We start from the raw sequence: 20,641 nt of genomic DNA on the forward strand, positions 1-20,641 counted from the left end.
CAATGAAAAAGATATTCGTTACCATTATATTAAGCAGTACCCTGCTGCTGTCATGCACCAAGCAGTTTATTGATCTTACACCACAATCGCAGGTTACCGATGCCAGTTTTTTTAAATCGGCTGCCGATGTTGCCAATGCCGTAACAGCCAGCTACGCCGCCCTGCAGGATCAAACCATGTACCAGGACAGGTTTATTACCATGATGGAAACCCGTGGCGATAACGTGGAAGACCAAAACCCCGGCGGCAACGTAGGGCGCGATTTTAATATCGACCGTTTTTTAGCCAAGGCTGATAATACCGGCATCAACGATGCATATGCATCGTTATACAATGCCATAGCCCGCTGCAACAATGTTTTGGAACATACCAGCCTGGTGGCCGATGCCACTTTAAAAAACCAGTACGAAGGCGAGGTGAGGTTTTTAAGAGCGCTACATTATTTTAACATTGTGCGTTTATGGGGTGCCGCCCCGCTGGTGTTAAAAACAATAACCGCTGCCGATGCTAAAAAACTAAGCCGCAATGCAACAACCGAATTGTACAGCGCTATTGAAGCCGACCTTAACCAGGCTATTGCCCAGTTGCCTGCCGGCTACACAGCTAAAACAGATATTGGCAGGGCTACATCGGGCGCGGCCAAAGCGCTGTTGGGCAAGGTTTACCTTACCGAAAAAAAATACCCGCAGGCAGTAAGCACGCTGGCCGCCCTTGTGCCGCCGGGAAGCAATGCTTACAAATATGTTTTGTTGCCCAATGTGGCCGATGTTTTTAGCGTAACCAATAAAATGAATGCCGAAATTATTTTCGCGGTACGGTATGAGAAAACACTGGTAGGGCAGGGCCATGCCCTGGCTGCCTACTTTAACCAGCCGGCTTTGGATCCATTGTTATTAAGTGCGTATGGGCCTACAGACACCCGCCGCGATTTGCTGAACACCGTTACCCTGAACGCCAACAATAAGCCGGTAAAAAAATATTACGATACCTTTGATCCATCGAACAATACGCTTGGTAACGACTATATTATTTTAAGGTATGCTGATGTATTGCTGATGTATGCCGAAGCCCTGAACGAGGTAGCTTATAATGCCGATGTTAACAGCGACGCATTTGTTTATCTTAATGCCGTGAGGACAAGGGCCAACGCCACAACATTTACAGCCGCCAATCTGCCCGACCAGGCGAGTTTCCGTACTGCTGTACTGCAGGAGCGCCGCCTGGAAATGCCGCTTGAATTACAGCGATGGTTCGACCTGGTGCGCACCAATACCGCCATCGCCGCGCTGCAAAACTCCGGCTTAACTAAACTGACTGTTCCGCCTTACCAGTTTTTGTACCCCATCCCGCAAACGGAAATAAATATTATGAATAATCCGGCTACATTTCCTCAAAACCCTGGTTATTAAACATTAAAATAAATTTTAAAGCGACCGGCAGGCCTGCCGGTCGCTTTCATTAAATTACACCTCAGATAAATGAAAAAGCTTTTAAAATTAATCATCATCGCAGGGCTGCAATTAGTCGCAAGCGAAGGTTTTGGGCAGAGCAGCGCACAGCTGCAATACATTGCCACCCAGCTACATCGCCCGGCTGATAAAAGTGTTATGGTAACCGCTCACCGCGGCGACTGGCGCAACGCACCCGAAAACTCCCTGCAGGCATACCAGTACGCTATTGATATGGGGGTTGATGTAATAGAAATTGATTTAAACACCACCAGCGATGGTGTAATTGTGATTATGCACGATTGGACTATCGACCGTACTACCGATGGCAAAGGCAAACCTGGCGATTATACCCTGGCCGAACTTAAAAAATTCCACCTTAAAAATGCTCTGGGCCGGGTAACCAAACAAACCATCCCAACACTTGAGGAAGTAATGCTGCTTGCCAAAGGTAAAGTATTGGTAAACCTTGATAAAAGCTACGATTATTATACACAGGCTTACAACATTTTAAAAAGAACCGGCACCCTGCAGCAGGCCATTTTTAAAACTGATGCCACCTATCCTGAGGTACGTAAACGATACCCGGCACTGTTGGATAGCATCGTTTTTATGCCGGTAGTTTCTTTAGATCAGCCTGCAGCCAGGGCCATCATCAGCGAGTATCAAAAACAAATAAAACCCGTTGCGTTCGAGCTCAACTTTAAAAAAGATACGTCCTCGGTTTTAACCGATAGCCGGTTCATTAACCAACATGGCTCAAAAATATGGATCAACTCGTTATGGGCCAGCCTTAACGGAGGCCATGATGATGATACCGCTGTAGACGATGGCAATATCAAAGACAGCTGGGACTGGATCATAGCCCACGGCGCTACCATGATACAAACCGACAGGCCTAAGGAGCTGCTGGCCTATCTGCGTAAACGAAAGCTGCATAAGTAACATGCCAGCTTTACCAAGCGCTTAAGCGCCTAAAAACTGAGGGTGGATTGGAATAATTTACCACATCATTTACAAAGCCGCGCCATTTTTGCGCGGCTTTTTTTAAGTATGTATTTTTTTTTAAGTTCACCAAAATTTAAACAGTTGAACGCACGGGCTACCGGCAAAACCCGGCGCTGCCTTACTTGCTGCCGGCCAATAAAAACGTATTAAACGAATCAGCTTTTAATAACGGGCTGATTGTTTTATTACCCAGTTTTATGTTAACTACCTTGTCGGTTTCGCCATCGTTTTGTATAACGATAACTACGCTGTTATCGGGATTTTTAAAGGCAAGCAAATTGTTAAATGCGCCGCTTGCTGTCAACAGCTTTGCACCAGGTTTCACGTAATGGCTCAGGTGCTTAAGCAGGTAATATTCGTAGTTAAACTTATAGGTGCGATTGGTAGTATCTACACTCACCAGCGAGTTTTGCCGCCAGCCCCAGTGGCTGATGCCACCCTCTTTTAACGCAATGTTCCAATACATGTAAGCGTTGGCGCCGCTGTTAAAATAATGTTTCATTAAATCCCAGGTATAACGGCAGTATTTCCAATCGTTTTGGCCATCGCCGCATTCCTGCTCGCTCTGGTACAAGGCAAGGTTTGGATATCGTTGATGAATACCTGCTATGGCGCCTTTACCAGCCCATTGGAAACCCACTCCCTTAATGTAATTAGCGCTTTCGGGGCTGGTTAGCACGGTGTCTGTCAGCTTCTCGTTGGCACGTTCAACCGTTCCGAAAAATACGTTTACGCCACGCTGCTGCATTTGGGGGCCAAGGTAGCTCACAAATTTGGCCAGGCCATGAGCCGTCCAGGTGCAGCTTGGAAATACCTGTGCCGAGTTAAACTCATTTTGTGGCATCACCATGCCTATTTTAATGCCCTGCTGCTTATAGGCATCAACAAATTTGCCAAAGTATTTGGCATAGGTTTTAAAATACCGATCGTCCTGAATAAACATGTCGGTACCTTCTTTACCAACCTGGTCGGGTTTCAGGCCATTCTCTGCATTTGAGAAATCCATGCCGGTTAGTTTTATACCGCGTTCTTCGTATTTTTTTATCATCTCCTTAGTAGGGATCATGGCGGCGGCATAATGCTTATTCTTTTTCATCCATTGCGGCGGGCTCCATGGCGATGCCCATAACTTAAGGGCAGGGTTAAACTTTTGGGCATTTTTTATAAACGGCACAAGGCTATGCATATCATGCGCAATGCTAAAATCCTTCAGTGCAAAATCGCCATCGGTTTCATCATACGAATACCAGTTGAGCGAAAAATCATTAGCCCCAACCGGCATACGGCAAATAGTAAAACTGGCGCCTACACCGGGAGCAAATAATTCTTTCATGACAGCCTCCCTATCGGCAGCGCTCAGCAATTGCAGCGAGGTGTAACCCAGTTCGTTAAAACATCCGCCAAAACCATTAATAGTTTGCTTTGTACTCGTCGGCAATATTTCGACATCGGCGGCATTGCCTTCAACAGGACCGGCTTTCAGATTACTAACAGCCCAATGATCTGTTTTTGTGCTGGAAACCCATGTTACTTTTTGCGCAATCGATTGCAAGCTAATGCCTACACTTACCAATAACAGGATAGTTTTTTTCATGATGATACTAATGCGTTATGTTCGTTTTAACACCGACTCCCCTTTGATAGTCGGCCTATTTATAATTGGCCCACAATTAATCAGATTTAATTGTGTTTTATTGACACAATGATAAATAAAAAATTCAATTTCTCATAAAAGAAGAGATACATTTTATTGGCAAACGAAATTTGTTGGTAAGGCCTTAAGCCGGATTTGGTTTGGCGGTAATTTTCTTCCAGATGGAAAACCCTCCGTAAACAAACATTAAACCAATAAACACATATACCCAAATGGAAATATTGCGGCCTGCAATAATGAGGTACAAATAAGGCAGGCTAAAACTAAGCGACGCAAGCAGCAGTGGAATAAGGATAGGTTTTCTGGCCCTGAAAGTTTTGATGACCCAGCCCAGGAACGAAAAAAAACAGATCTTACTAACTAAATAAAGAATACCGATAAGCAAAGGGTCAACCTCGTGCTTCTCCCCCAAGGCAATAACCCAGTCTTTAATAAGCGTGATATAATCCGTCATATATTGCAAGGTATGCATTAACTGGTATACATAGTGTGTATTTGCCCATTAATGTGTTCGCCTGGATCTTTTAAGCGGCAAATCAAAAGTTTCCCCTTCAGGGGGCCGGGGGGCTAAACTCCCCTTCACTCTTCGCAATTACAATAGTAGCCACCCCGTTACCTATCACATTGGTAATAGCCCGTGCTTCCGACATAAACCTATCCACACCAATCAATATGGCCAGCCCCTCTACCGGGATAATTTTTATAGCCGTGAGCGTGCTGCTCAGCACGATAAAACCACTGCCGGTAACCCCGGCTGCACCCTTGGAGGTAATCATGAGGATGCCTATTATGGTTAACTGCTGCGCCAGCGACAAAGGCACTTTAAAAACCTGCGCCAAAAATATCACACACATAGATAGGTAAATAGTGGTACCATCCAAATTAAAGGAATATCCTGTAGGGATAACCAGGCCAACCACCGATTTGGAGCAACCAAACTTTTCCAGCTTTTCCATCATGGCCGGCAGGGCCGATTCGGAAGAAGATGTGCCTAACACAATCAGTATTTCTTCTTTAATATATTTAAGGTACTGCCACAGGCTGAATTTATAAATGCGGCAGATGATATTGAGCACCACAAAAATAAACAGGAACATGGTAAGGTAAACCGAACCCATTAATATAACCAGTGGCTGCAAAGTTTTTACACCGTATTTGCTGATGGTAAATGCCATCCCCCCGAAAGCACCCAAAGGGGCCACCTTCATTACTATTTTCATGATATTAAAAAACACTTTGGATAGCTTATTAAACAAACTGATAACGGTTTGCCCCGTTTCGCCCATGCGGCTTAGGCCAACGCCAAACAGGATGGCAAAAAACAGGATCTGTAAAATATCGCCTTTGGCAAATGCATCAAACACATTGCCGGGCACTATATGAGCTATAAAATCGCCCCAGTGCATTTCAGATGCTGCTTTTTCATACACGGCCAGTTTACCCGTTGTATCGGTTAGGGTATGGTTTTGAAAACCGGCACCCGGTTTAATGATATTGGCAACCGTAACACCGATAATAAGAGCAAAAGAGGTTACTATTTCAAAATAAAGCAAAGCCTTCCCTCCTACCCGGCCAACCTTTTTCATATCGCTCATACCGGCAATACCCAGCACAATGGTGAAAAATATGATTGGCGCTATCAGCATGGTTATCAGCTTGATAAAGATTATACTGATCAACTCGGCAGTGGGCGCAAAACCTTTAAAGTTTAGGCCTACCACTACGCCCAGGGCAATGGCTACAAGCACCTGGAAGGTGAGATTTGAAACGAGGCGAAGCCCCCTACCCCCCTGAAGGGGGAACTTTTTGACTGGCATGAACTATCAGATAGTGTTATATTAAACAAGTATACGATTTTGGAGTTGTAGTTTGTTCAAAACGCCTGTTAACAAAAATCCCCGCTTACCAAATAAAGGCAAACGGGGATTTCATATGAGCGAAGGTTGTTTATAATACCTGGCCTGTTTTAATATTTATCGTGTATTTTTTTCCATTAATGCTAAACTGGGCTTTATGGTTGCCTATAAAAGAAATGGTACCGCTGTAGTTCCAGGTTTTACCTTCATAGGTACCTTTGGTAGCAAATGTGGCGTGGCCGTCGGTTATATCAGCGTCGGCAGCGCGGTCTATCATTAAGCCGGTTAGTTTAAAGTTGAAAGATGCGGATATAGCTTTTGCTTTCCCGGCCTCGGTATAAGTACCGTTTACATAAGCATTTAAAGTACCATCTAACTGAAGCTTTAAATTGCTTACACCAGGGTTAAGGCTTTTTAAAACAAAACTTTTGCCATATTTTTCGGTGATATTGGCACCGCCGCCAACTAATACCAGGTTTAAACTATCGTTAACCGTGATGCTCGACGGCTTGCTGTTGGTACATAAAACTTCGTATTTGATTTTTTCCCAAAGGTCGAGTTTTGAAGTATCGCTATCGCCCAATTTTAGCGAAAAGGTAGTATCGATCTTGAAACCGCAGCCAAAATTGCTCGCAGATTCGATCCTTGCTTTACCTTTGGACTTAAAAACAATGTTTGATGGATAATCCAACCCGTCAGAAATGCTGAAGCCGCCTTGCTCGCCATATAAAGCCTGGCTAAGGTTTGAAGCAATCTCTGTGCTCACCAATGTCGGATCAGCCGTGTTTACAGGAGTGTTATCTTCTTTTAATTTGCTGCAACCAAAATAGGTTAGCACAATAGCCGCAACGGCTATCAGGGTAAGCTTGTAATTGTGTTTCATGTTTAAGTTTTAAATATTGATGCAAATTTAACTCTATTACGGCTAATTGTAAAATAAGTTGGGGTAATTTATTAACATATATTCACATCACTATCAACTCATTAGCGAAGTGGCTTGTAAATAGCCCTAATATTTTCACACGGCAAAAACGCTTTCAGCGCAAAATTTTACCGATAGCCCTTATGTTGTTAATTATCATTACGAAAGCGAACATCAATAAGTAACACCCGCCTGCCGTTTTTTGTATTAATTTTTATAGCAATCAACTAATCGCCAATAAACTACCATACTAATAGAGATTTTCTTAATTTCGCAACCTCATACGTATAACCAACAAAATGGACTATCAATTTAAAGATATAGAGCAAAAGTGGCAGCAGTTTTGGGCCCAGAACAATACGTTTAAAGCTGAAGATAAAAGCACCAAACCCAAGTATTATGTGCTGGATATGTTCCCATACCCATCGGGTGCGGGGCTGCATGTGGGCCATCCGCTGGGTTATATTGCATCTGATATTTTTGCACGTTACAAACGCCTTAAAGGTTTTAACGTGTTGCACCCCATGGGTTACGACAGCTTTGGCTTACCGGCCGAGCAATATGCCATACAAACGGGGCAGCATCCGGCGGTAACTACCGAAGAAAATATTGCTACCTACCGCCGCCAGCTGGACCAGATTGGCTTCTCGTTCGACTGGAGCCGCGAAGTGCGCACCAGTTCGCCCGATTATTATAAATGGACCCAATGGATTTTTATGCAGCTGTTTAACAGCTGGTATAATAAGAATGCTGATAAAGCAGAAAGCATTGCCAAACTGGTTGAACATTTTGAGCAAAACGGGTCGGCCGGTATTAATGCGGTGTGCGATGAAGAAATATTGAGTTTTACTGCCGCCGAATGGAAAACGATGAGCAACCAGGACCAGCAGGCCGAACTATTGAAATATCGCCTTACCTACCTGCGCGAAAGTACCGTAAACTGGTGCCCCGCCTTAGGTACTGTATTGGCCAACGATGAGGTAAAAGACGGATTTAGCGAGCGCGGCGGCTACCCCGTTGAGCAAAAAAAGATGATGCAATGGAGCATGCGCATCACCGCCTATGCCGAAAGATTGTTGCAAGGCCTGGACACGATTGACTGGCCGGAACCCTTGAAAGAAATGCAACGCAACTGGATTGGTAAAAGCACTGGTGCGTCGGTAAAGTTTCCTATTGCAGCAGCCCCCTCTAAATCTCCCCCGGTAGGGGAGACTTTAGCTGCATCTGCCGGTTTTTCAAAAGCCCTCCCTACCGGGGAGGGTTTGGGTGGGGCTTTCATAGAGGTTTTCACCACCCGTGTGGATACCATTTTCGGGGTAACATTTGTGGTGATAGCGCCCGAGCATGAGTTGGTGGCCAGTTTAACCACACCAGAACAAAAGGCTGATATTGATGCCTATATAGCGGTAACCAAAAAGAAATCGGAGCTTGACAGGATGGCTGATGCCAAAACTGTATCGGGCGCCTTTACCGGCAGCTACGTTTTAAACCCATTAAACGGCCAGCAAATCCCTATCTGGATTGCCGATTACGTACTGGCTGGTTACGGAACAGGCGCGGTTATGGCTGTGCCATCCGGTGATCAGCGTGACTATTTATTTGCCAAACATTTTGACTTACCGATAGTACAGATTCTTGACACCCAAAAAATAGACACCGAAGCCGACCCAACCAAGGAAGGCACCTATATCAACTCGGAATTCATGAACGGGTTGGATTATAAAGCAGGTACCGCGGCCGTTATTGCCAAACTGGAAGAGGTTGGCGCCGGTAAGGCAAAAATCAATTTCAGGATGCGCGATGCCATTTTTGGCCGCCAGCGCTACTGGGGCGAACCTGTGCCGGTTTATTTTAAAGATGGTTTGCCTTATTTAATTGAAGAAAGTCATTTACCATTGCTATTGCCTGAAGTAGATAAATATTTGCCAACAGAATCGGGCGAGCCGCCTTTGGGTCGCGCTGAAGGATGGAAACATCCTGAAGGAGAATACGAGCTAAGCACTATGCCTGGCTGGGCTGGCTCAAGCTGGTACTGGTTCCGTTATATGGATGCGCACAATGATAAAGAGTTTGCTTCGCCGGAAGCTATCGCTTATTGGAAGGATGTTGATTTATACATCGGTGGCAGCGAGCACGCTACAGGCCACTTGTTGTATAGCCGTTTTTGGAACAAGTTTTTGAAGGATATTGGTAAGGTGGGAGAGGAAGAACCTTTCAAAAAGCTGATTAACCAGGGGATGATACAGGGTGTATCTCAAAAAATAAGTATTTCGGGCCATGACCACGGCGTTACTGCTTCAAATATTCATTTTTTAGGTGAATATCAATTATACTTTGGAGACGAAACACGAAGATTGCTAATAAGCGGCGACGTAAAAAAAGAAATAGAATCCACGATCCCTAATAATATTTTGTATCAAACTGGAGAGTGGCATGTCGACGTATCAATGGTGAATGAAAAGAATGAACTTAACATTGAAAAATACGTTAAATGGCGGCCTGAATATGAAAAAGACATATTCCTATGTAGTGGAGGGTTCTGGTTAGAAGGAAAATTCAGTCCATTTAAAGATCATCCAGGAAGTGACAAATTCTTCACTAAGCCAGAGGTGGAGAAAATGTCTAAGTCAAAATGGAATGTAATTAATCCAGATGAGATCATCGGTCGTTACGGTGCCGATACCCTGCGTATGTACGAGATGTTCCTTGGCCCGCTGGAGCAAAGCAAACCATGGAATACCAACGGCATCGAAGGTGTATTTAAATTCCTGCGTAAATTCTGGCGGTTGTTCCATAACGACGCCTGGGAATTTAGCGTATCGGGTGCCGAGCCTTCAAAAGCAGAGTTGAAATCATTACATAAGATCATCCGCAAGGTAGAGGAAGATATCGAGCGTTTTTCGTTCAATACTTCGGTTTCCAGTTTCATGATAGCTGTAAATGAGTTAACCGATTTAAAATGTAATAATCGTGCGGTATTGCAGGATATGGTAATCATTTTGTCGTCGTATGCCCCTCACATTTGCGAGGAGTTATGGACTTTACTGGGTAACCCGGCCGGTACCTTATCTTACGCGCCGTTCCCTAAGTTCAACAGCACTTATTTAATTGAGGATGATTTTGCTTACCCAATATCTATCAACGGTAAAATGAAAATGAACCTTAATATTCCGCTAAGCCTGGAGGTAAAGGAGATAGAAGAGACAGTATTGGCCAACCCCGATGTACAAAAATACCTTGACGGCAAAGCACCTAAAAAGGTGATTGTGGTTAAAGGCAGGATTGTGAATATGGTGGTGTAGGTCCCCGCTTTGGATGTGCAGATGTGCAAATTTCAGATGTGCAGATGATGAATTAAAATGAGAATAAAAAGAGAATGTCATCGCGGCCTCGGCTACGATGACATTCTCTTTTTATTAAAAGGCTTTCAGCCTCCTAAAGCACATCGCCCCAAGTGCTTTTGTCTTTCAGCATAATTTCTCTTAGCATACCAATTTGCGGCATGCCGTGGTCAAGTACGGCATCATGAAATTTTTTGAGGGAGTAATTGGCACCTTCCTGTTTTTGGTAATCATCGCGTAGCTTCAGGATTTCCAGTTTGCCAATGGTATAAAACAGGTAGCCCGGATCAAAGGTACCGCGTATGGCCTCCTGGCGCGATGGTTTATCGCCCTGGTACCAGTTGTTCATGAAAAATTTGGTGGCCTCATCTACATTCATGCCCTCGGTATGGGTTTTGATGGATACACATAAGCGGCAAAGCCTCAGCAAGGCATCGCCCGATTGTGCCAGGCGGTATTTGGCTGCCTTTACCGTGTCGCCATTGTGGCCGTAGCCTTCATCGGCCATCATTTTTTCGCAATAGTGGGCCCAGCCTTCCACAAAAGCATAGCTGCCGAAGATCTTTTCAATTTTGGTTGCCGATGATGCATTCAGGTGCAAAAACTGGGTATAATGGCCGGGGTAGGCTTCGTGGATGGTTACATTGTCGGTAGTGTAATAGTCAAACTGTTTCAGCCAATCTTCTTTTTGCTGGGCCGTCCATTTAGGGTCTACAGGGGTTATATAATAATAGGCCTCGGTGGCGGTAGTTTCAAACGGGCCGGGCGTATCCATTGATGCGGTACCGGTGGCTCGGGCGTATTGCGGTGTTTCCTCTACCTTAACCCGCACCTGCGATGGCATAGTCACGATGTTTTTATCTATCAAAAACTGGCGAATCTGCTCCAGATTCTTTTTAGCATCCGGGATCAGGCTTTCGGCAGTTGGATGGTCTTTTTGCAGATCGTGATATACGTCAACCGGTTTTTTATTAGGGTTAATCACCTTGGCCGCGGCATTAAACGAATCCTGTTCTTTTTTTAACTGGGCCAGGCCAATTTCCAATATCTTATCGGGTGTAAGCTTTATCCCTTCGCTGTATAACAGCATTTTTTGGTAGCTGGCTGTACCAATGGCGTATTTGTTATTGGCTTTGGGCAATTTTACTTTTTTCAGATAAGCGGCAAAATCATTTACTGCTGCAATGGCAGCTACGTTAACCTTGTTGAAGGTATTCATGAGCGTATCGTTCTTGACATCTTTTAGGGCCACCTTCAAGTCCCCTCCTAAAAAAGCAGCAGAGCCTTCTGCTATCTGGATGGCGGTTTCTACATATGGTTTCGCCAGGGTATCGTTCAGGTTAAGTTTGGCATCAGCCATCATTTTAGGGGCTTGCTTTTCTATCGCGATGATAGATTTTACCCTATCCTCTATCGGCGCAAAATTGCGCTTTACATAAATGCTTACGTCAACCGCGCCGGCATAGGTCATGGGGTTTTTAGTATAAGTACCCAGGTCTTCAAAAGTCCAGAGTTCCTGTTTAATGGCCGACCGTAAAATGCGGTAATCGTAAAATGTTTTGGGGCTAAAGGACGCAGTATCGGCTGAGTCCAATTTGCTATCGAAATCTTTTAACCGCGCCAATTCTTTTTCGATGGATGCCTTACTTATATCGGTAACCTTACCATCGTATTGATGATACCCCAGGGCAACGCCATTGGCCGGCCGCCAGGCCAGGTAACCGTCGAGGTAGTCATCGGCAACTTTTTGGAAGGCAGCATCGCCGGATACTGTACCACTGTTATTGGCAGCGGGCTTAGGCTTGCAACCTGCAAGGATGCAAAAAGGAATAATCAGCAAGGATATTTTTTTCATGATGATTGATTGGAAAACCTAAGATAATGGTTTTGAAAACAATTAACAGCCAACTTATATTATAACTATAAAACATACCACTATGAAAAAGAAATTCACCGGCATACTGTTGCTTGCGGCAATGGTTGCCACCTTAGCTACCAGCTGCGCGCCGCCGAAGAATATGCCGCATCCGCCACCGCCGCCAAAACCGGCAGCGCCATAATAAAAAAAGCCTTTAACTGTAAAAAGTTGAAGGCTTTTTTGCAGTGCAAACGCATATAATTGGGTTAACATAACTTAAAACATTTCAATATATTATTAATAAATATCTAATAATCAAAACTTTATACTTTAACATAGTTAACACTAAACTGATAGCTCAATTTACGCGCATCCAAATATTTGTGCCTGTTGTTGGCCAACACAAGTCCCTTCGGTACCTCAATCACTTAAGAGGTATCAAGCAATAAAAACAAGGTAGACTTTTAACATGGCAACCTGCTACAAAAACACAGGCAACCTGGCCGATTATAAAACCTGGATGCTGAAAGCCAAAGAGTTTTCCCTCCCGGAATCACCCTATTACCAGCAGATCATCGACGCGGTTTTTTAATAAAATGCCACCCCGGTTAATCCTTTTCAAAAACAAAGCGTCATATATGTGTACGTTGTTTAATTAACAGGTACCATTAAAATTAAACACCATGAAAAAGAGATTTGTTGCATTTGCACTATTAATATCAGCAGTAGTAGTATCGGTATCATCGGGTTGTGTGGTACGCGATGGATATGGAAGAGGTTATCATCATGACAGGTATCACGACCGCGATCATGACGACCACGGACGTGGCCACGACCATGATTACAACCAGGGTGGCTATAACCACTACTAATAAAAAGATTGTTTTTGAGTGATTGTTTGTGAGTGATTGATGGCAAGGCGGTGAGTAATCACCGCTTTGTTTGTTTATATAGGTTGCTGCCCCATTATAAACTCACCTGAAAAATTCATTTGTATCCTAAAACGCAATAGCGATGGGCGTGGATACCGGCCAATGTGGCTAAGGCCGGTGCAGTATGAACAGACAGCGCGGGCCACAGGCATTGCCCACGAATTTTAGGAAAAACCTGCAAATATTGCTAATTCAAAACCGTAGCGAGGAAATAGCCTGCCGGAATTAACAACAGGAAACCTAATATTAAAAAATGCTTGCGCTTGTCTTTATAAGTCACAGCTATCAGCAAACATACAAATACGCCCCCCGCCCCTATTGAAGATATGAGCAGCTCACCATACATTATTCCTTCGCCCCACGCTACCTGGTCGCCGTTATTAATATGGTTTGCCGCTGCCCTGAAACTTTGTTGTGCACTAATTTGGTTAAAGAAAAGGCCGAGATAAACAACATAAGCAATGATACTTAACCGGTAAACTTTGGCAAACTGTAAAATTGCTTTCATGATAAACCATTAATTGATATTGATACCCACAATATAAAAAGGTAACCCGGCAACTTCTTGTATCACCGGCTTAATTGCTCATGGGGTTTTCACCACACCAATCGGAAGTCATGTTTAGGTGACTGGCCTTTTCCATTCAGAGCATGAATAACCATTCGCTATACTCCGATTTTTTGTATTTTTGTTTAAATAACTAACCCATGGTAACCATCAATTCAACACTTGAAGATATTATGCAATTGGATTTTGCATCCAGGGAAATGCTACTTGAAATTTTACAAAAGCGACAAATTGAAGCTCGTAGAGACGAGATTGCTAAAACAGCAAAAAAGTCTTTAAAAGAGTTTCACTCTGGCAAAAATGTCCCCCTTTCGGCGGATGATGTTATTTCTAAACTTAATAACCTGTAAATTCAGGCCATGCAATTAGGTAGAAAACTGGTATTGTCAAAAGCTTTTGAAAAATCATATCAAAAGTTCACCAGTAAAAACCAGGCCTTAAAAACTTCAATAGCCAAAGCCCTTGGTAAATTGCAATCTGATGCTTATGATCCGGCATTAAGAACACATAAATTAAGCGGTAAACTTGCCGCATACCTTGCTTGTTCGTGTGGGTATGACTGTCGAATTATATTTGTTGTTGAAAAAGATCCTGGCAATCCTAATTTGGAGATCATATTGCTTTTGGATATCGGTACGCATGATGATGTTTATTGATAATTATTATGCTCTAAGTTAACACTCTGCAGATTTCTTCATTCCAATGCCCGCATGAAGATGAAGTGCCTTAAGACCCCCCATAACGCCTAAAATATCAATCAATTACCCCTCAGCGCCCCCTTCCATCCACCAAACCAACCCTTTACAAAACTTTTTCTATCCAATCCCTTGAAAATCAAAAAATACTCCGTACCTTTGCAGTCCTTAAAATAAGGATAAAACTGTAAATACAAAAAGGAAAAAATGCCTACTATTCAGCAATTAGTTAGAAAAGGTAGAGTAGCTCTGGTTGACAAGAGTAAGTCGCCAGCGTTGGACAGCTGTCCACAGCGAAGAGGAGTATGCACACGCGTGTATACCACTACCCCTAAAAAACCAAACTCAGCAATGCGTAAAGTTGCCCGTGTGCGCTTAACCAACGGTAAAGAAGTAAATGCTTACATACCAGGTGAAGGTCACAACTTACAGGAGCACTCTATTGTTTTGATCCGCGGTGGTCGTGTTAAGGATTTACCAGGTGTACGTTACCACATCATCCGTGGTGCATTGGATACATCAGGTGTTGCCGGCCGTAACCAACGTCGTAGTAAATACGGAACAAAACGTCCTAAACCAGGTCAGGTAGCTGCACCTACTAAGGGCGCACCAGCTAAGAAGAAAAAATAATTAAGGAGGATAGAAAGCAATGAGAAAGTCAAAACCAAAAAAGAGAATTATCCTTCCTGATCCAAGGTTCAATGATACCCTGGTTACAAGGTTTGTAAATAACATGATGTATGATGGTAAAAAATCTACCGCATACGCTATATTTTATAACGCAGTTGATATTGTTGAAAAGAAAACCAGCGAAAGCGGTTTAGAAACCTGGAAAAAGGCTTTAAACAATGTTATGCCTGCAGTTGAAGTTAAAAGCCGTCGTGTTGGTGGTGCTAACTTCCAGGTACCAACCGAAGTTCGTCCGGAGCGCAAAATAGCTTTAGGTATGAAATGGTTAATCAGCTATGCCCGTCGTCGTGGTGAAAAAACCATGATGGAGAAATTAGCCGGCGAGATCATATCAGCAGCTAAAGGTGAAGGTGCAGCAGTTAAAAAGAAAGAAGATACGCACAAAATGGCTGAAGCCAACAAAGCGTTCTCTCACTTCAGATTCTAATTACAAGGATTACACCGATATAGAAAGGATTACACCGATTTTATAATAAGATTACACTGATTTCAGTAAGATTACACCGACAATCGGTGAAATCAAAAAAAATCAGTGTAATCATTTTTTAAAAAATCAGTGAAATCATAAAACAAAAAACATGTCAAGAGATCTAAGATTTACAAGAAATATAGGTATTGCCGCTCACATTGATGCCGGTAAAACTACCACAACCGAGCGTATACTTTACTATGCTGGTGTAAGCCACAAAATTGGTGAAGTGCACGAAGGTGCAGCTACCATGGACTGGATGGCGCAAGAGCAGGAACGTGGTATTACCATTACATCTGCTGCTACCACAGTTAACTGGAACTACAGAGGTCAAAAATACCATATCAACATTATTGATACACCGGGCCACGTGGATTTTACCGTTGAGGTAAACCGCTCGCTGCGTGTATTGGATGGTTTGGTGTTCCTTTTCAGCGCTGTTGATGGTGTTGAGCCACAATCAGAAACCAACTGGAGACTTGCCAACAATTATAACGTTGCCCGTATAGGTTTCGTTAATAAAATGGACCGTTCTGGTGCCGACTTTTTAAATGTTGTAAAACAGGTAAAAAGCATGTTAGGCAGCAACGCAGTGCCTTTGCAATTGCCAATTGGTTCTGAAGAGAAATTCCAGGGTGTGGTTGATTTAATTAACTGGAGAGGTATTGTTTGGAATGAGCATGATAAAGGTATGACCTTTACCGAAGTGCCTATCCCTGAGGATATGATCGAGGAAGCTACAGAGTGGAGAGAGAAATTGCTTGAATCAGTAGCCGAGTATGACGAAAGCCTGATGGAGAAATTTTTTGATGCTCCTGAAACAATTACTGAGCGCGAAGTGCTTGATGCATTGCGTAAAGCAGTTTTAGATGCTAAAATTGTTCCTATGGTTTGCGGTTCATCTTTCAAAAACAAAGGTGTACAAACTATGCTTGATTACGTGATGGAATTATTGCCTTCGCCAATGGACGTTGAAGGTATTGTAGGCCACCACCCTGATACAAACGAAGAAATTTTACGTAAACCATCTGAAAAAGAGCCATTTGCAGCATTGGCGTTTAAAATTGCAACCGATCCTTTCGTAGGTAGGTTGTGCTTTATCCGCGTATACTCGGGTAACCTTGAGGCTGGTTCATATGTGCACAACATGCGTTCAGATAACAAAGAGCGTATATCACGTATCTTCCAGATGCATGCTAACAAGCAAAACCCTATCCCTAACGTGGGTGCAGGTGATATTGCTGCGGTAGTAGGCTTTAAAGATATTAAAACAGGTGATACCCTGTGCGATGAGAAACACCCGATCATCCTTGAATCGATGAATTTCCCTGAGCCGGTTATCGGTTTGGCTATTGAGCCTAAAACTCAGGCCGATGTTGATAAATTAGGTATCGCTTTAGGTAAATTATCTGAAGAGGATCCAACTTTCCACGTAAAATCTGACGAAGAAACCGGCCAAACCGTAATTAGCGGTATGGGCGAGCTTCACTTAGATATCATCATGGACCGTTTGAAACGTGAGTTTAAAGTAGAGGTTAACCAGGGCGCGCCACAAGTTGCTTACAAAGAAGCAATTACAGGTACCGTTCAGCACCGCGAAACTTACAAGAAACAAACCGGTGGTCGTGGTAAATTTGCCGATATCCAGGTTATACTTTCACCAAATGACGAAGGTAAAGAAGGTTTACAGTTTGTGAACGAAATCAGCGGTGGTTCAATCCCCCGCGAGTTTATCCCATCTGTTGAAAAAGGCTTTGCAGCTTCAATGGCAAACGGTGTATTAGCCGGCTTCCCGTTAACCAGCTTAAAAGTACGTTTAATTGATGGTTCGTTCCACGCGGTCGATTCGGATGCGCTATCTTTCGAGTTAGCAGCTAAGATGGCTTACCGTGAGGCATTGCCAAGGTGTAAACCAGTATTGCTGGAGCCAATCATGAAAATCGAGATCCTTACCCCTGAAGAAAACATGGGTGATGTAATCGGTGACATGAACCGTCGTCGTGGCCAGCTTTTAGGTATGGATTCACGTGCAGGTGCACAGGTAATTAAAGCTACTGTACCACTTTCAGAAATGTTTGGTTATGTAACCCAGTTACGTACCATCACCTCTGGCCGTGCTACTTCAACCATGGAGTTTGATCACTATGCTGAAGCACCACGTAACGTACAGGAAGAAGTAGTTGCCAAAGTAAAAGGCAAAAAAGCTGCTGCAAACGCGTAATAATAATTTGAAGATTGGGTGATTTGAAAATTTGAGGATGCTTTTTAATTTTCAAATCTTCAAATTACCAAATTTTCAAATACAATAATAAACAATCAATTACCCTAATAAATAGCTCTTAGGGTAATCTAATTAACAAACAACATGAGCCAAAGAATCAGGATCAAATTAAAATCTTACGATTACAACCTGGTAGATAAATCTGCCGAGAAGATCGTAAAAACAGTAAAGCCAACAGGCGCTGTAGTTAGCGGACCACTTCCGTTACCAACCGAAAAGAAAATTTTCACCGTTTTACGTTCACCACACGTAAACAAAAAGGCACGTGAGCAATTTCAATTATGCTCATACAAGCGCTTATTAGACATTTACAGCTCGAACTCGAAAACTGTTGATGCCCTGATGAAGCTTGAGTTGCCAAGCGGCGTTGAAGTTGAAATCAAAGTTTGATAGATGCCCGGCCCACTGAAAGGTGTGGGACAACATACAAAAAAACACCATCCGGTTTCGGGTGGTGTTTTTTTGTTTAAAAGCTTATCTTTAGCTATACGAAAGGGGCTTTTGGTATTAACAATTCTATCCTTTTATTTTGGATGTTCCGAAACCCACCGGATACGCAAGATGACCGATGCATTGGGTAAATGTGAAAATAATTGGCAATACTTTAAATTAACCCAACCAATTAAAGGTATAGTATTATCGCACACAAAAGGATATTGTGGCTATGCCCATATCCATGCCAATACAATAGTTATCACTACCAGCAAAGACACCATTCGCGTAGATGGCCCCTGCTATACAGAAAACACCGTTGCCTCAGATTCAGTAGTCGTCAACGCATACGAAACAGATAACGTTAAGGGGGCTATTGGCGATAGTAAATATGATTGTACCGTTATGAAAACCTGCCATGGCCTAATAAAGAAAATCAAATAGCCATGATGAAATCTTATATCGCATATCCCACAGAGCAACAAGCTAAAGCCATGGTAGCCTTTTTTGAGGCGCCTGATATACCGTATGAACAAGTAGTTCAGATGCTTTACCGCCAGGTGTTTTAGAGAACATCCAAAGAGGACAAGAAGACATAGCCGCAGGAAAAACAGTAAGCCTGGAAGAATTTAAAAACCGATTGAGTTCTGCTAAATAAAGTCTTACTACTTGATACTTACTACTTACTACTAAGGGCGATGCCTGCGGCCCGGGCTCTCTGCTCATACTACACAGGCCTTAGCCACCCGGCCGGTATCCGCGCCGATCCCTATCGCGAAATTTTGTCTGAACCTGAATTTTCAGAATTAAAGAATTAACAGAATTTCAGCTATATATCTTTACTTCAGCCATTATTTTCCTAATATTAACGAGCATTTTTGTCTTGCTACCTGATACTAACTACCTGATACTTTCATACCCCTGCAATTACTTTGCAGGCCCGTCAAACAATTCTGCCAGTTTGGTATTCAATGTTTCGCTCCTTAGATCTTTGGCAATGATTTTTCCGTCCGGATCTACGAGGAAATTGGTAGGGATACTGCGTACCCCGTATTGTAGTGCTACAATATTATCCCAGCCCTTAAGGTCCGATACCTGTGTCCAGGCCAGCTTATCATCTGCTATGGCTTTCACCCATGCGTCTTTTTTACCCGGGTTATCAAGCGACACGCCTAATATGGCAAAACCCTTGTCTTTATACTTGCCGTACGCGGCAACTACATTAGGATTTTCCTGACGACACGGGCCACACCAGCTTGCCCAAAAATCTATCAGTACATATTTGCCTTTAAAATCAGATAATTTCACGGTCTTTCCTTCGGGAGTGGTTTGCGTAAAATCAATTGCAGGGCTACCAATTTTGGTTTTCGCAGATGAGGCTAACAATAAAGGAATGCTCTTCCCTATCTCCGTATTTTTTAAAGAAGCCGTGAGGTTGTGATAGGCCTGGGCCGCGGCTTCGGTTGTTTCTGTATTTGCCGCCGCCTGTTTCAATGTAAGAAGACTGAGGTACGAATCAGGATGAGTTTTGGCAAACTCCAGGCCGGCAATATTTAACTCCTGCATATATTGTTTTTCGCGGGCTATCATTCCTTTAAAAACATTTTCATCTTTTTTTTGCGAATCGGTTAGCATAGCAAACTCTTTATCTAATGTAGTTAGCTTGTCTTCGGCGGGCTTACGCAGTGCCTGCCACACTTTATTTTCATTGTTTATTTTCGATCCTGTAACCGCTATATGTTTAAGTGAGTCGGCCGCGTTGAGGTTCAACTTGCCGGGTTCTATATAAAAACGAAATATATCCACTACCTCGCCCTTGGCAGCTCTGTTCACCAATAGGTTTTTATTCAAACATATTGTTGCCTGTGCTGGTTGAGGTATTTTGCCGGTAAATTGAAATCCACCGCCCTGCACAATAGCCGAATCAGTTTTTGTTTGGCCATCAACCTGGTAAAACAGGTAAATTTTATCACCGGTTTTTAACCCTTTTACGCTACCGTTTATATTAAAACTCTCCTGCGCCAGCAACGAAACAGGCAGCAAGCAGCAGGCAATCAGCCAAATTTTTTTCATAGTAGTTTCTTTTCAGTAAATATACTTTCTTCCGTTTTAAAATGAAAGTATAATTTTTCTGGAGCATACCTAGTGCCCCATAATTGACTGTAGAAAGTAGCTTACCAGCAGCCTCAATTTGTTTTGATACCTGATACTAACTTTTCACGGCGATGCCTGCGGCCCGGGCTCTCTGCTCATACTGCACGTGCCTTAGCCACATTGGCCGGTATCCGCGCCGATCCCTATCGCAAAATTTTTGTCTGAAATCAGAATTTACAGAATTAACAGAATCTCAATTCAAGAAATTATAATAATCCTACGAATGCCGGGTCGGAAAAACTCATTTTCAAATTCTCTAACGGCGAAGGCCTCAACGTAGTTAGTCTTCCAATAATCCCCCACCTGCAAATCAAAAAATATTGATACTAACTA

Annotated in this window: 21 protein-coding genes; 14 read left to right on the forward strand and 7 right to left on the reverse strand. The window is 43.2% G+C overall.

Annotated features, from left to right (window positions below; all coding sequences use genetic code 11):
* Positions 1 to 2: 2 nt before the first annotated feature.
* Together AC1RM2_RS06905 and AC1RM2_RS06910 are read left to right on the forward strand one after the other, a co-directional pair.
* Positions 3 to 1,409 (forward strand): RagB/SusD family nutrient uptake outer membrane protein, encoded by a 1,407-nt coding sequence (locus AC1RM2_RS06905; RefSeq protein WP_492984259.1) that lies wholly within the window; start codon positions 3 to 5, stop codon positions 1,407 to 1,409.
* A 69-nt stretch (positions 1,410 to 1,478) separates the two neighbouring features.
* Positions 1,479 to 2,393: a glycerophosphodiester phosphodiesterase family protein gene (locus AC1RM2_RS06910; protein ID WP_492984260.1), complete on the forward strand. Its 915-nt coding sequence runs from the start codon at positions 1,479 to 1,481 to the stop codon at positions 2,391 to 2,393.
* Positions 2,394 to 2,574: 181 nt separating this feature from the next.
* Here the strand turns inward: AC1RM2_RS06910 and AC1RM2_RS06915 are convergent, their stop codons facing one another.
* From AC1RM2_RS06915 to AC1RM2_RS06930, 4 genes are all read right to left on the reverse strand, one after another.
* Positions 2,575 to 4,050, reverse strand: a complete 1,476-nt coding sequence (locus AC1RM2_RS06915) for a glycoside hydrolase family 30 protein (RefSeq protein WP_492984261.1) — start codon at positions 4,048 to 4,050, stop codon at positions 2,575 to 2,577.
* 184 nt (positions 4,051 to 4,234) lie between these two features.
* On the reverse strand, positions 4,235 to 4,564 hold the full coding sequence (locus AC1RM2_RS06920) for a hypothetical protein (RefSeq protein WP_492984262.1): 330 nt from the start codon (positions 4,562 to 4,564) through the stop codon (positions 4,235 to 4,237).
* Between the two features lie 97 nt (positions 4,565 to 4,661).
* Positions 4,662 to 5,927 carry a C4-dicarboxylate transporter DctA gene (gene dctA, locus AC1RM2_RS06925; RefSeq protein ID WP_492984263.1) on the reverse strand — a complete coding sequence of 422 codons (1,266 nt, stop codon included), beginning with the start codon at positions 5,925 to 5,927 and terminating at the stop codon, positions 4,662 to 4,664.
* Positions 5,928 to 6,057: 130 nt separating this feature from the next.
* The gene (locus tag AC1RM2_RS06930) at positions 6,058 to 6,849 is read right to left on the reverse strand and encodes a hypothetical protein (RefSeq protein ID WP_492984264.1); all 792 of its coding nucleotides are present in this window, start codon (positions 6,847 to 6,849) and stop codon (positions 6,058 to 6,060) included.
* Positions 6,850 to 7,187: 338 nt separating this feature from the next.
* Here AC1RM2_RS06930 and AC1RM2_RS06935 point away from each other — a divergent pair, with 338 nt between their 5' ends.
* On the forward strand, positions 7,188 to 10,190 hold the full coding sequence (locus AC1RM2_RS06935) for a leucine--tRNA ligase (RefSeq protein WP_492984265.1): 3,003 nt from the start codon (positions 7,188 to 7,190) through the stop codon (positions 10,188 to 10,190).
* 133 nt (positions 10,191 to 10,323) lie between these two features.
* Here the strand turns inward: AC1RM2_RS06935 and AC1RM2_RS06940 are convergent, their stop codons facing one another.
* Positions 10,324 to 12,084, reverse strand: a complete 1,761-nt coding sequence (locus AC1RM2_RS06940) for a DUF885 domain-containing protein (protein ID WP_492984266.1) — start codon at positions 12,082 to 12,084, stop codon at positions 10,324 to 10,326.
* Positions 12,085 to 12,166: 82 nt separating this feature from the next.
* Here AC1RM2_RS06940 and AC1RM2_RS06945 point away from each other — a divergent pair, with 82 nt between their 5' ends.
* The 3 genes from AC1RM2_RS06945 to AC1RM2_RS06955 all read left to right on the forward strand — a co-directional run bounded on the left by AC1RM2_RS06945 (position 12,167) and on the right by AC1RM2_RS06955 (position 12,959).
* On the forward strand, positions 12,167 to 12,289 hold the full coding sequence (locus tag AC1RM2_RS06945) for a hypothetical protein (RefSeq protein ID WP_492984267.1): 123 nt from the start codon (positions 12,167 to 12,169) through the stop codon (positions 12,287 to 12,289).
* A gap of 267 nt (positions 12,290 to 12,556) precedes the next feature.
* A complete protein-coding gene (locus AC1RM2_RS06950; RefSeq protein WP_492984268.1) occupies positions 12,557 to 12,679 on the forward strand; it encodes a hypothetical protein in 123 nt (40 codons plus the stop codon).
* Positions 12,680 to 12,770: 91 nt separating this feature from the next.
* A complete protein-coding gene (locus AC1RM2_RS06955; protein WP_492984269.1) occupies positions 12,771 to 12,959 on the forward strand; it encodes a hypothetical protein in 189 nt (62 codons plus the stop codon).
* A 247-nt stretch (positions 12,960 to 13,206) separates the two neighbouring features.
* Here AC1RM2_RS06955 and AC1RM2_RS06960 read toward each other — a convergent pair whose 3' ends face one another.
* A complete protein-coding gene (locus tag AC1RM2_RS06960) occupies positions 13,207 to 13,527 on the reverse strand; it encodes a hypothetical protein (protein WP_492984270.1) in 321 nt (106 codons plus the stop codon).
* 200 nt (positions 13,528 to 13,727) lie between these two features.
* On the opposite strand from AC1RM2_RS06960, the gene AC1RM2_RS06965 reads away from it, so the two are divergent.
* The 8 genes from AC1RM2_RS06965 (at position 13,728) to AC1RM2_RS07000 (ending at position 18,723) form a co-directional block, all read left to right on the forward strand.
* A complete protein-coding gene (locus AC1RM2_RS06965) occupies positions 13,728 to 13,937 on the forward strand; it encodes a hypothetical protein (RefSeq protein ID WP_477367661.1) in 210 nt (69 codons plus the stop codon).
* Between the two features lie 9 nt (positions 13,938 to 13,946).
* Positions 13,947 to 14,243, forward strand: coding sequence for a type II toxin-antitoxin system RelE/ParE family toxin (locus tag AC1RM2_RS06970; protein WP_492984271.1), 297 nt, complete (start codon positions 13,947 to 13,949; stop codon positions 14,241 to 14,243).
* A 246-nt stretch (positions 14,244 to 14,489) separates the two neighbouring features.
* Positions 14,490 to 14,912 (forward strand): 30S ribosomal protein S12, encoded by a 423-nt coding sequence (rpsL, locus tag AC1RM2_RS06975; RefSeq protein ID WP_090645085.1) that lies wholly within the window; start codon positions 14,490 to 14,492, stop codon positions 14,910 to 14,912.
* Positions 14,913 to 14,931: 19 nt separating this feature from the next.
* Positions 14,932 to 15,399: a 30S ribosomal protein S7 gene (rpsG, locus tag AC1RM2_RS06980; RefSeq protein WP_090645082.1), complete on the forward strand. Its 468-nt coding sequence runs from the start codon at positions 14,932 to 14,934 to the stop codon at positions 15,397 to 15,399.
* A 151-nt stretch (positions 15,400 to 15,550) separates the two neighbouring features.
* Entirely contained in the window at positions 15,551 to 17,662 is a 2,112-nt protein-coding gene (fusA, locus tag AC1RM2_RS06985) for an elongation factor G (RefSeq protein WP_492984272.1), read from the forward strand.
* A gap of 144 nt (positions 17,663 to 17,806) precedes the next feature.
* Positions 17,807 to 18,112, forward strand: coding sequence for a 30S ribosomal protein S10 (gene rpsJ, locus AC1RM2_RS06990; RefSeq protein WP_022830652.1), 306 nt, complete (start codon positions 17,807 to 17,809; stop codon positions 18,110 to 18,112).
* Positions 18,113 to 18,283: 171 nt separating this feature from the next.
* Complete coding sequence (locus AC1RM2_RS06995; RefSeq protein WP_492984273.1) at positions 18,284 to 18,598, forward strand: hypothetical protein; 315 nt, start codon at positions 18,284 to 18,286, stop codon at positions 18,596 to 18,598.
* A gap of 2 nt (positions 18,599 to 18,600) precedes the next feature.
* Complete coding sequence (locus tag AC1RM2_RS07000; protein WP_492984274.1) at positions 18,601 to 18,723, forward strand: hypothetical protein; 123 nt, start codon at positions 18,601 to 18,603, stop codon at positions 18,721 to 18,723.
* Between the two features lie 358 nt (positions 18,724 to 19,081).
* Here the strand turns inward: AC1RM2_RS07000 and AC1RM2_RS07005 are convergent, their stop codons facing one another.
* Positions 19,082 to 20,227 (reverse strand): redoxin domain-containing protein, encoded by a 1,146-nt coding sequence (locus AC1RM2_RS07005; RefSeq protein WP_492984275.1) that lies wholly within the window; start codon positions 20,225 to 20,227, stop codon positions 19,082 to 19,084.
* Positions 20,228 to 20,641: the final 414 nt, after the last annotated feature.

It is taken from the genome of Mucilaginibacter sp. GW822-FHT03E02 (assembly GCF_058801545.1).

Excerpts from the sequence above, each read along its gene's own strand:
- AC1RM2_RS06905 (WP_492984259.1), top strand. The coding sequence starts at position 3 with ATGAAAAAGATATTCGTTACCATTATATTAAGCAGTACCCTGCTGCTG.
- AC1RM2_RS06910 (WP_492984260.1), top strand. The coding sequence starts at position 1,479 with ATGAAAAAGCTTTTAAAATTAATCATCATCGCAGGGCTGCAATTAGTC.
- AC1RM2_RS06915 (WP_492984261.1), bottom strand. The coding sequence starts at position 4,050 with ATGAAAAAAACTATCCTGTTATTGGTAAGTGTAGGCATTAGCTTGCAA.
- AC1RM2_RS06920 (WP_492984262.1), bottom strand. The coding sequence starts at position 4,564 with ATGACGGATTATATCACGCTTATTAAAGACTGGGTTATTGCCTTGGGG.
- dctA (WP_492984263.1), bottom strand. The coding sequence starts at position 5,927 with ATGCCAGTCAAAAAGTTCCCCCTTCAGGGGGGTAGGGGGCTTCGCCTC.
- AC1RM2_RS06930 (WP_492984264.1), bottom strand. The coding sequence starts at position 6,849 with ATGAAACACAATTACAAGCTTACCCTGATAGCCGTTGCGGCTATTGTG.
- AC1RM2_RS06935 (WP_492984265.1), top strand. The coding sequence starts at position 7,188 with ATGGACTATCAATTTAAAGATATAGAGCAAAAGTGGCAGCAGTTTTGG.
- AC1RM2_RS06940 (WP_492984266.1), bottom strand. The coding sequence starts at position 12,084 with ATGAAAAAAATATCCTTGCTGATTATTCCTTTTTGCATCCTTGCAGGT.
- AC1RM2_RS06945 (WP_492984267.1), top strand. The coding sequence starts at position 12,167 with ATGAAAAAGAAATTCACCGGCATACTGTTGCTTGCGGCAATGGTTGCC.
- AC1RM2_RS06950 (WP_492984268.1), top strand. The coding sequence starts at position 12,557 with ATGGCAACCTGCTACAAAAACACAGGCAACCTGGCCGATTATAAAACC.
- AC1RM2_RS06955 (WP_492984269.1), top strand. The coding sequence starts at position 12,771 with ATGAAAAAGAGATTTGTTGCATTTGCACTATTAATATCAGCAGTAGTA.
- AC1RM2_RS06960 (WP_492984270.1), bottom strand. The coding sequence starts at position 13,527 with ATGAAAGCAATTTTACAGTTTGCCAAAGTTTACCGGTTAAGTATCATT.
- AC1RM2_RS06965 (WP_477367661.1), top strand. The coding sequence starts at position 13,728 with ATGGTAACCATCAATTCAACACTTGAAGATATTATGCAATTGGATTTT.
- AC1RM2_RS06970 (WP_492984271.1), top strand. The coding sequence starts at position 13,947 with ATGCAATTAGGTAGAAAACTGGTATTGTCAAAAGCTTTTGAAAAATCA.
- rpsL (WP_090645085.1), top strand. The coding sequence starts at position 14,490 with ATGCCTACTATTCAGCAATTAGTTAGAAAAGGTAGAGTAGCTCTGGTT.
- rpsG (WP_090645082.1), top strand. The coding sequence starts at position 14,932 with ATGAGAAAGTCAAAACCAAAAAAGAGAATTATCCTTCCTGATCCAAGG.
- fusA (WP_492984272.1), top strand. The coding sequence starts at position 15,551 with ATGTCAAGAGATCTAAGATTTACAAGAAATATAGGTATTGCCGCTCAC.
- rpsJ (WP_022830652.1), top strand. The coding sequence starts at position 17,807 with ATGAGCCAAAGAATCAGGATCAAATTAAAATCTTACGATTACAACCTG.
- AC1RM2_RS06995 (WP_492984273.1), top strand. The coding sequence starts at position 18,284 with ATGACCGATGCATTGGGTAAATGTGAAAATAATTGGCAATACTTTAAA.
- AC1RM2_RS07000 (WP_492984274.1), top strand. The coding sequence starts at position 18,601 with ATGATGAAATCTTATATCGCATATCCCACAGAGCAACAAGCTAAAGCC.
- AC1RM2_RS07005 (WP_492984275.1), bottom strand. The coding sequence starts at position 20,227 with ATGAAAAAAATTTGGCTGATTGCCTGCTGCTTGCTGCCTGTTTCGTTG.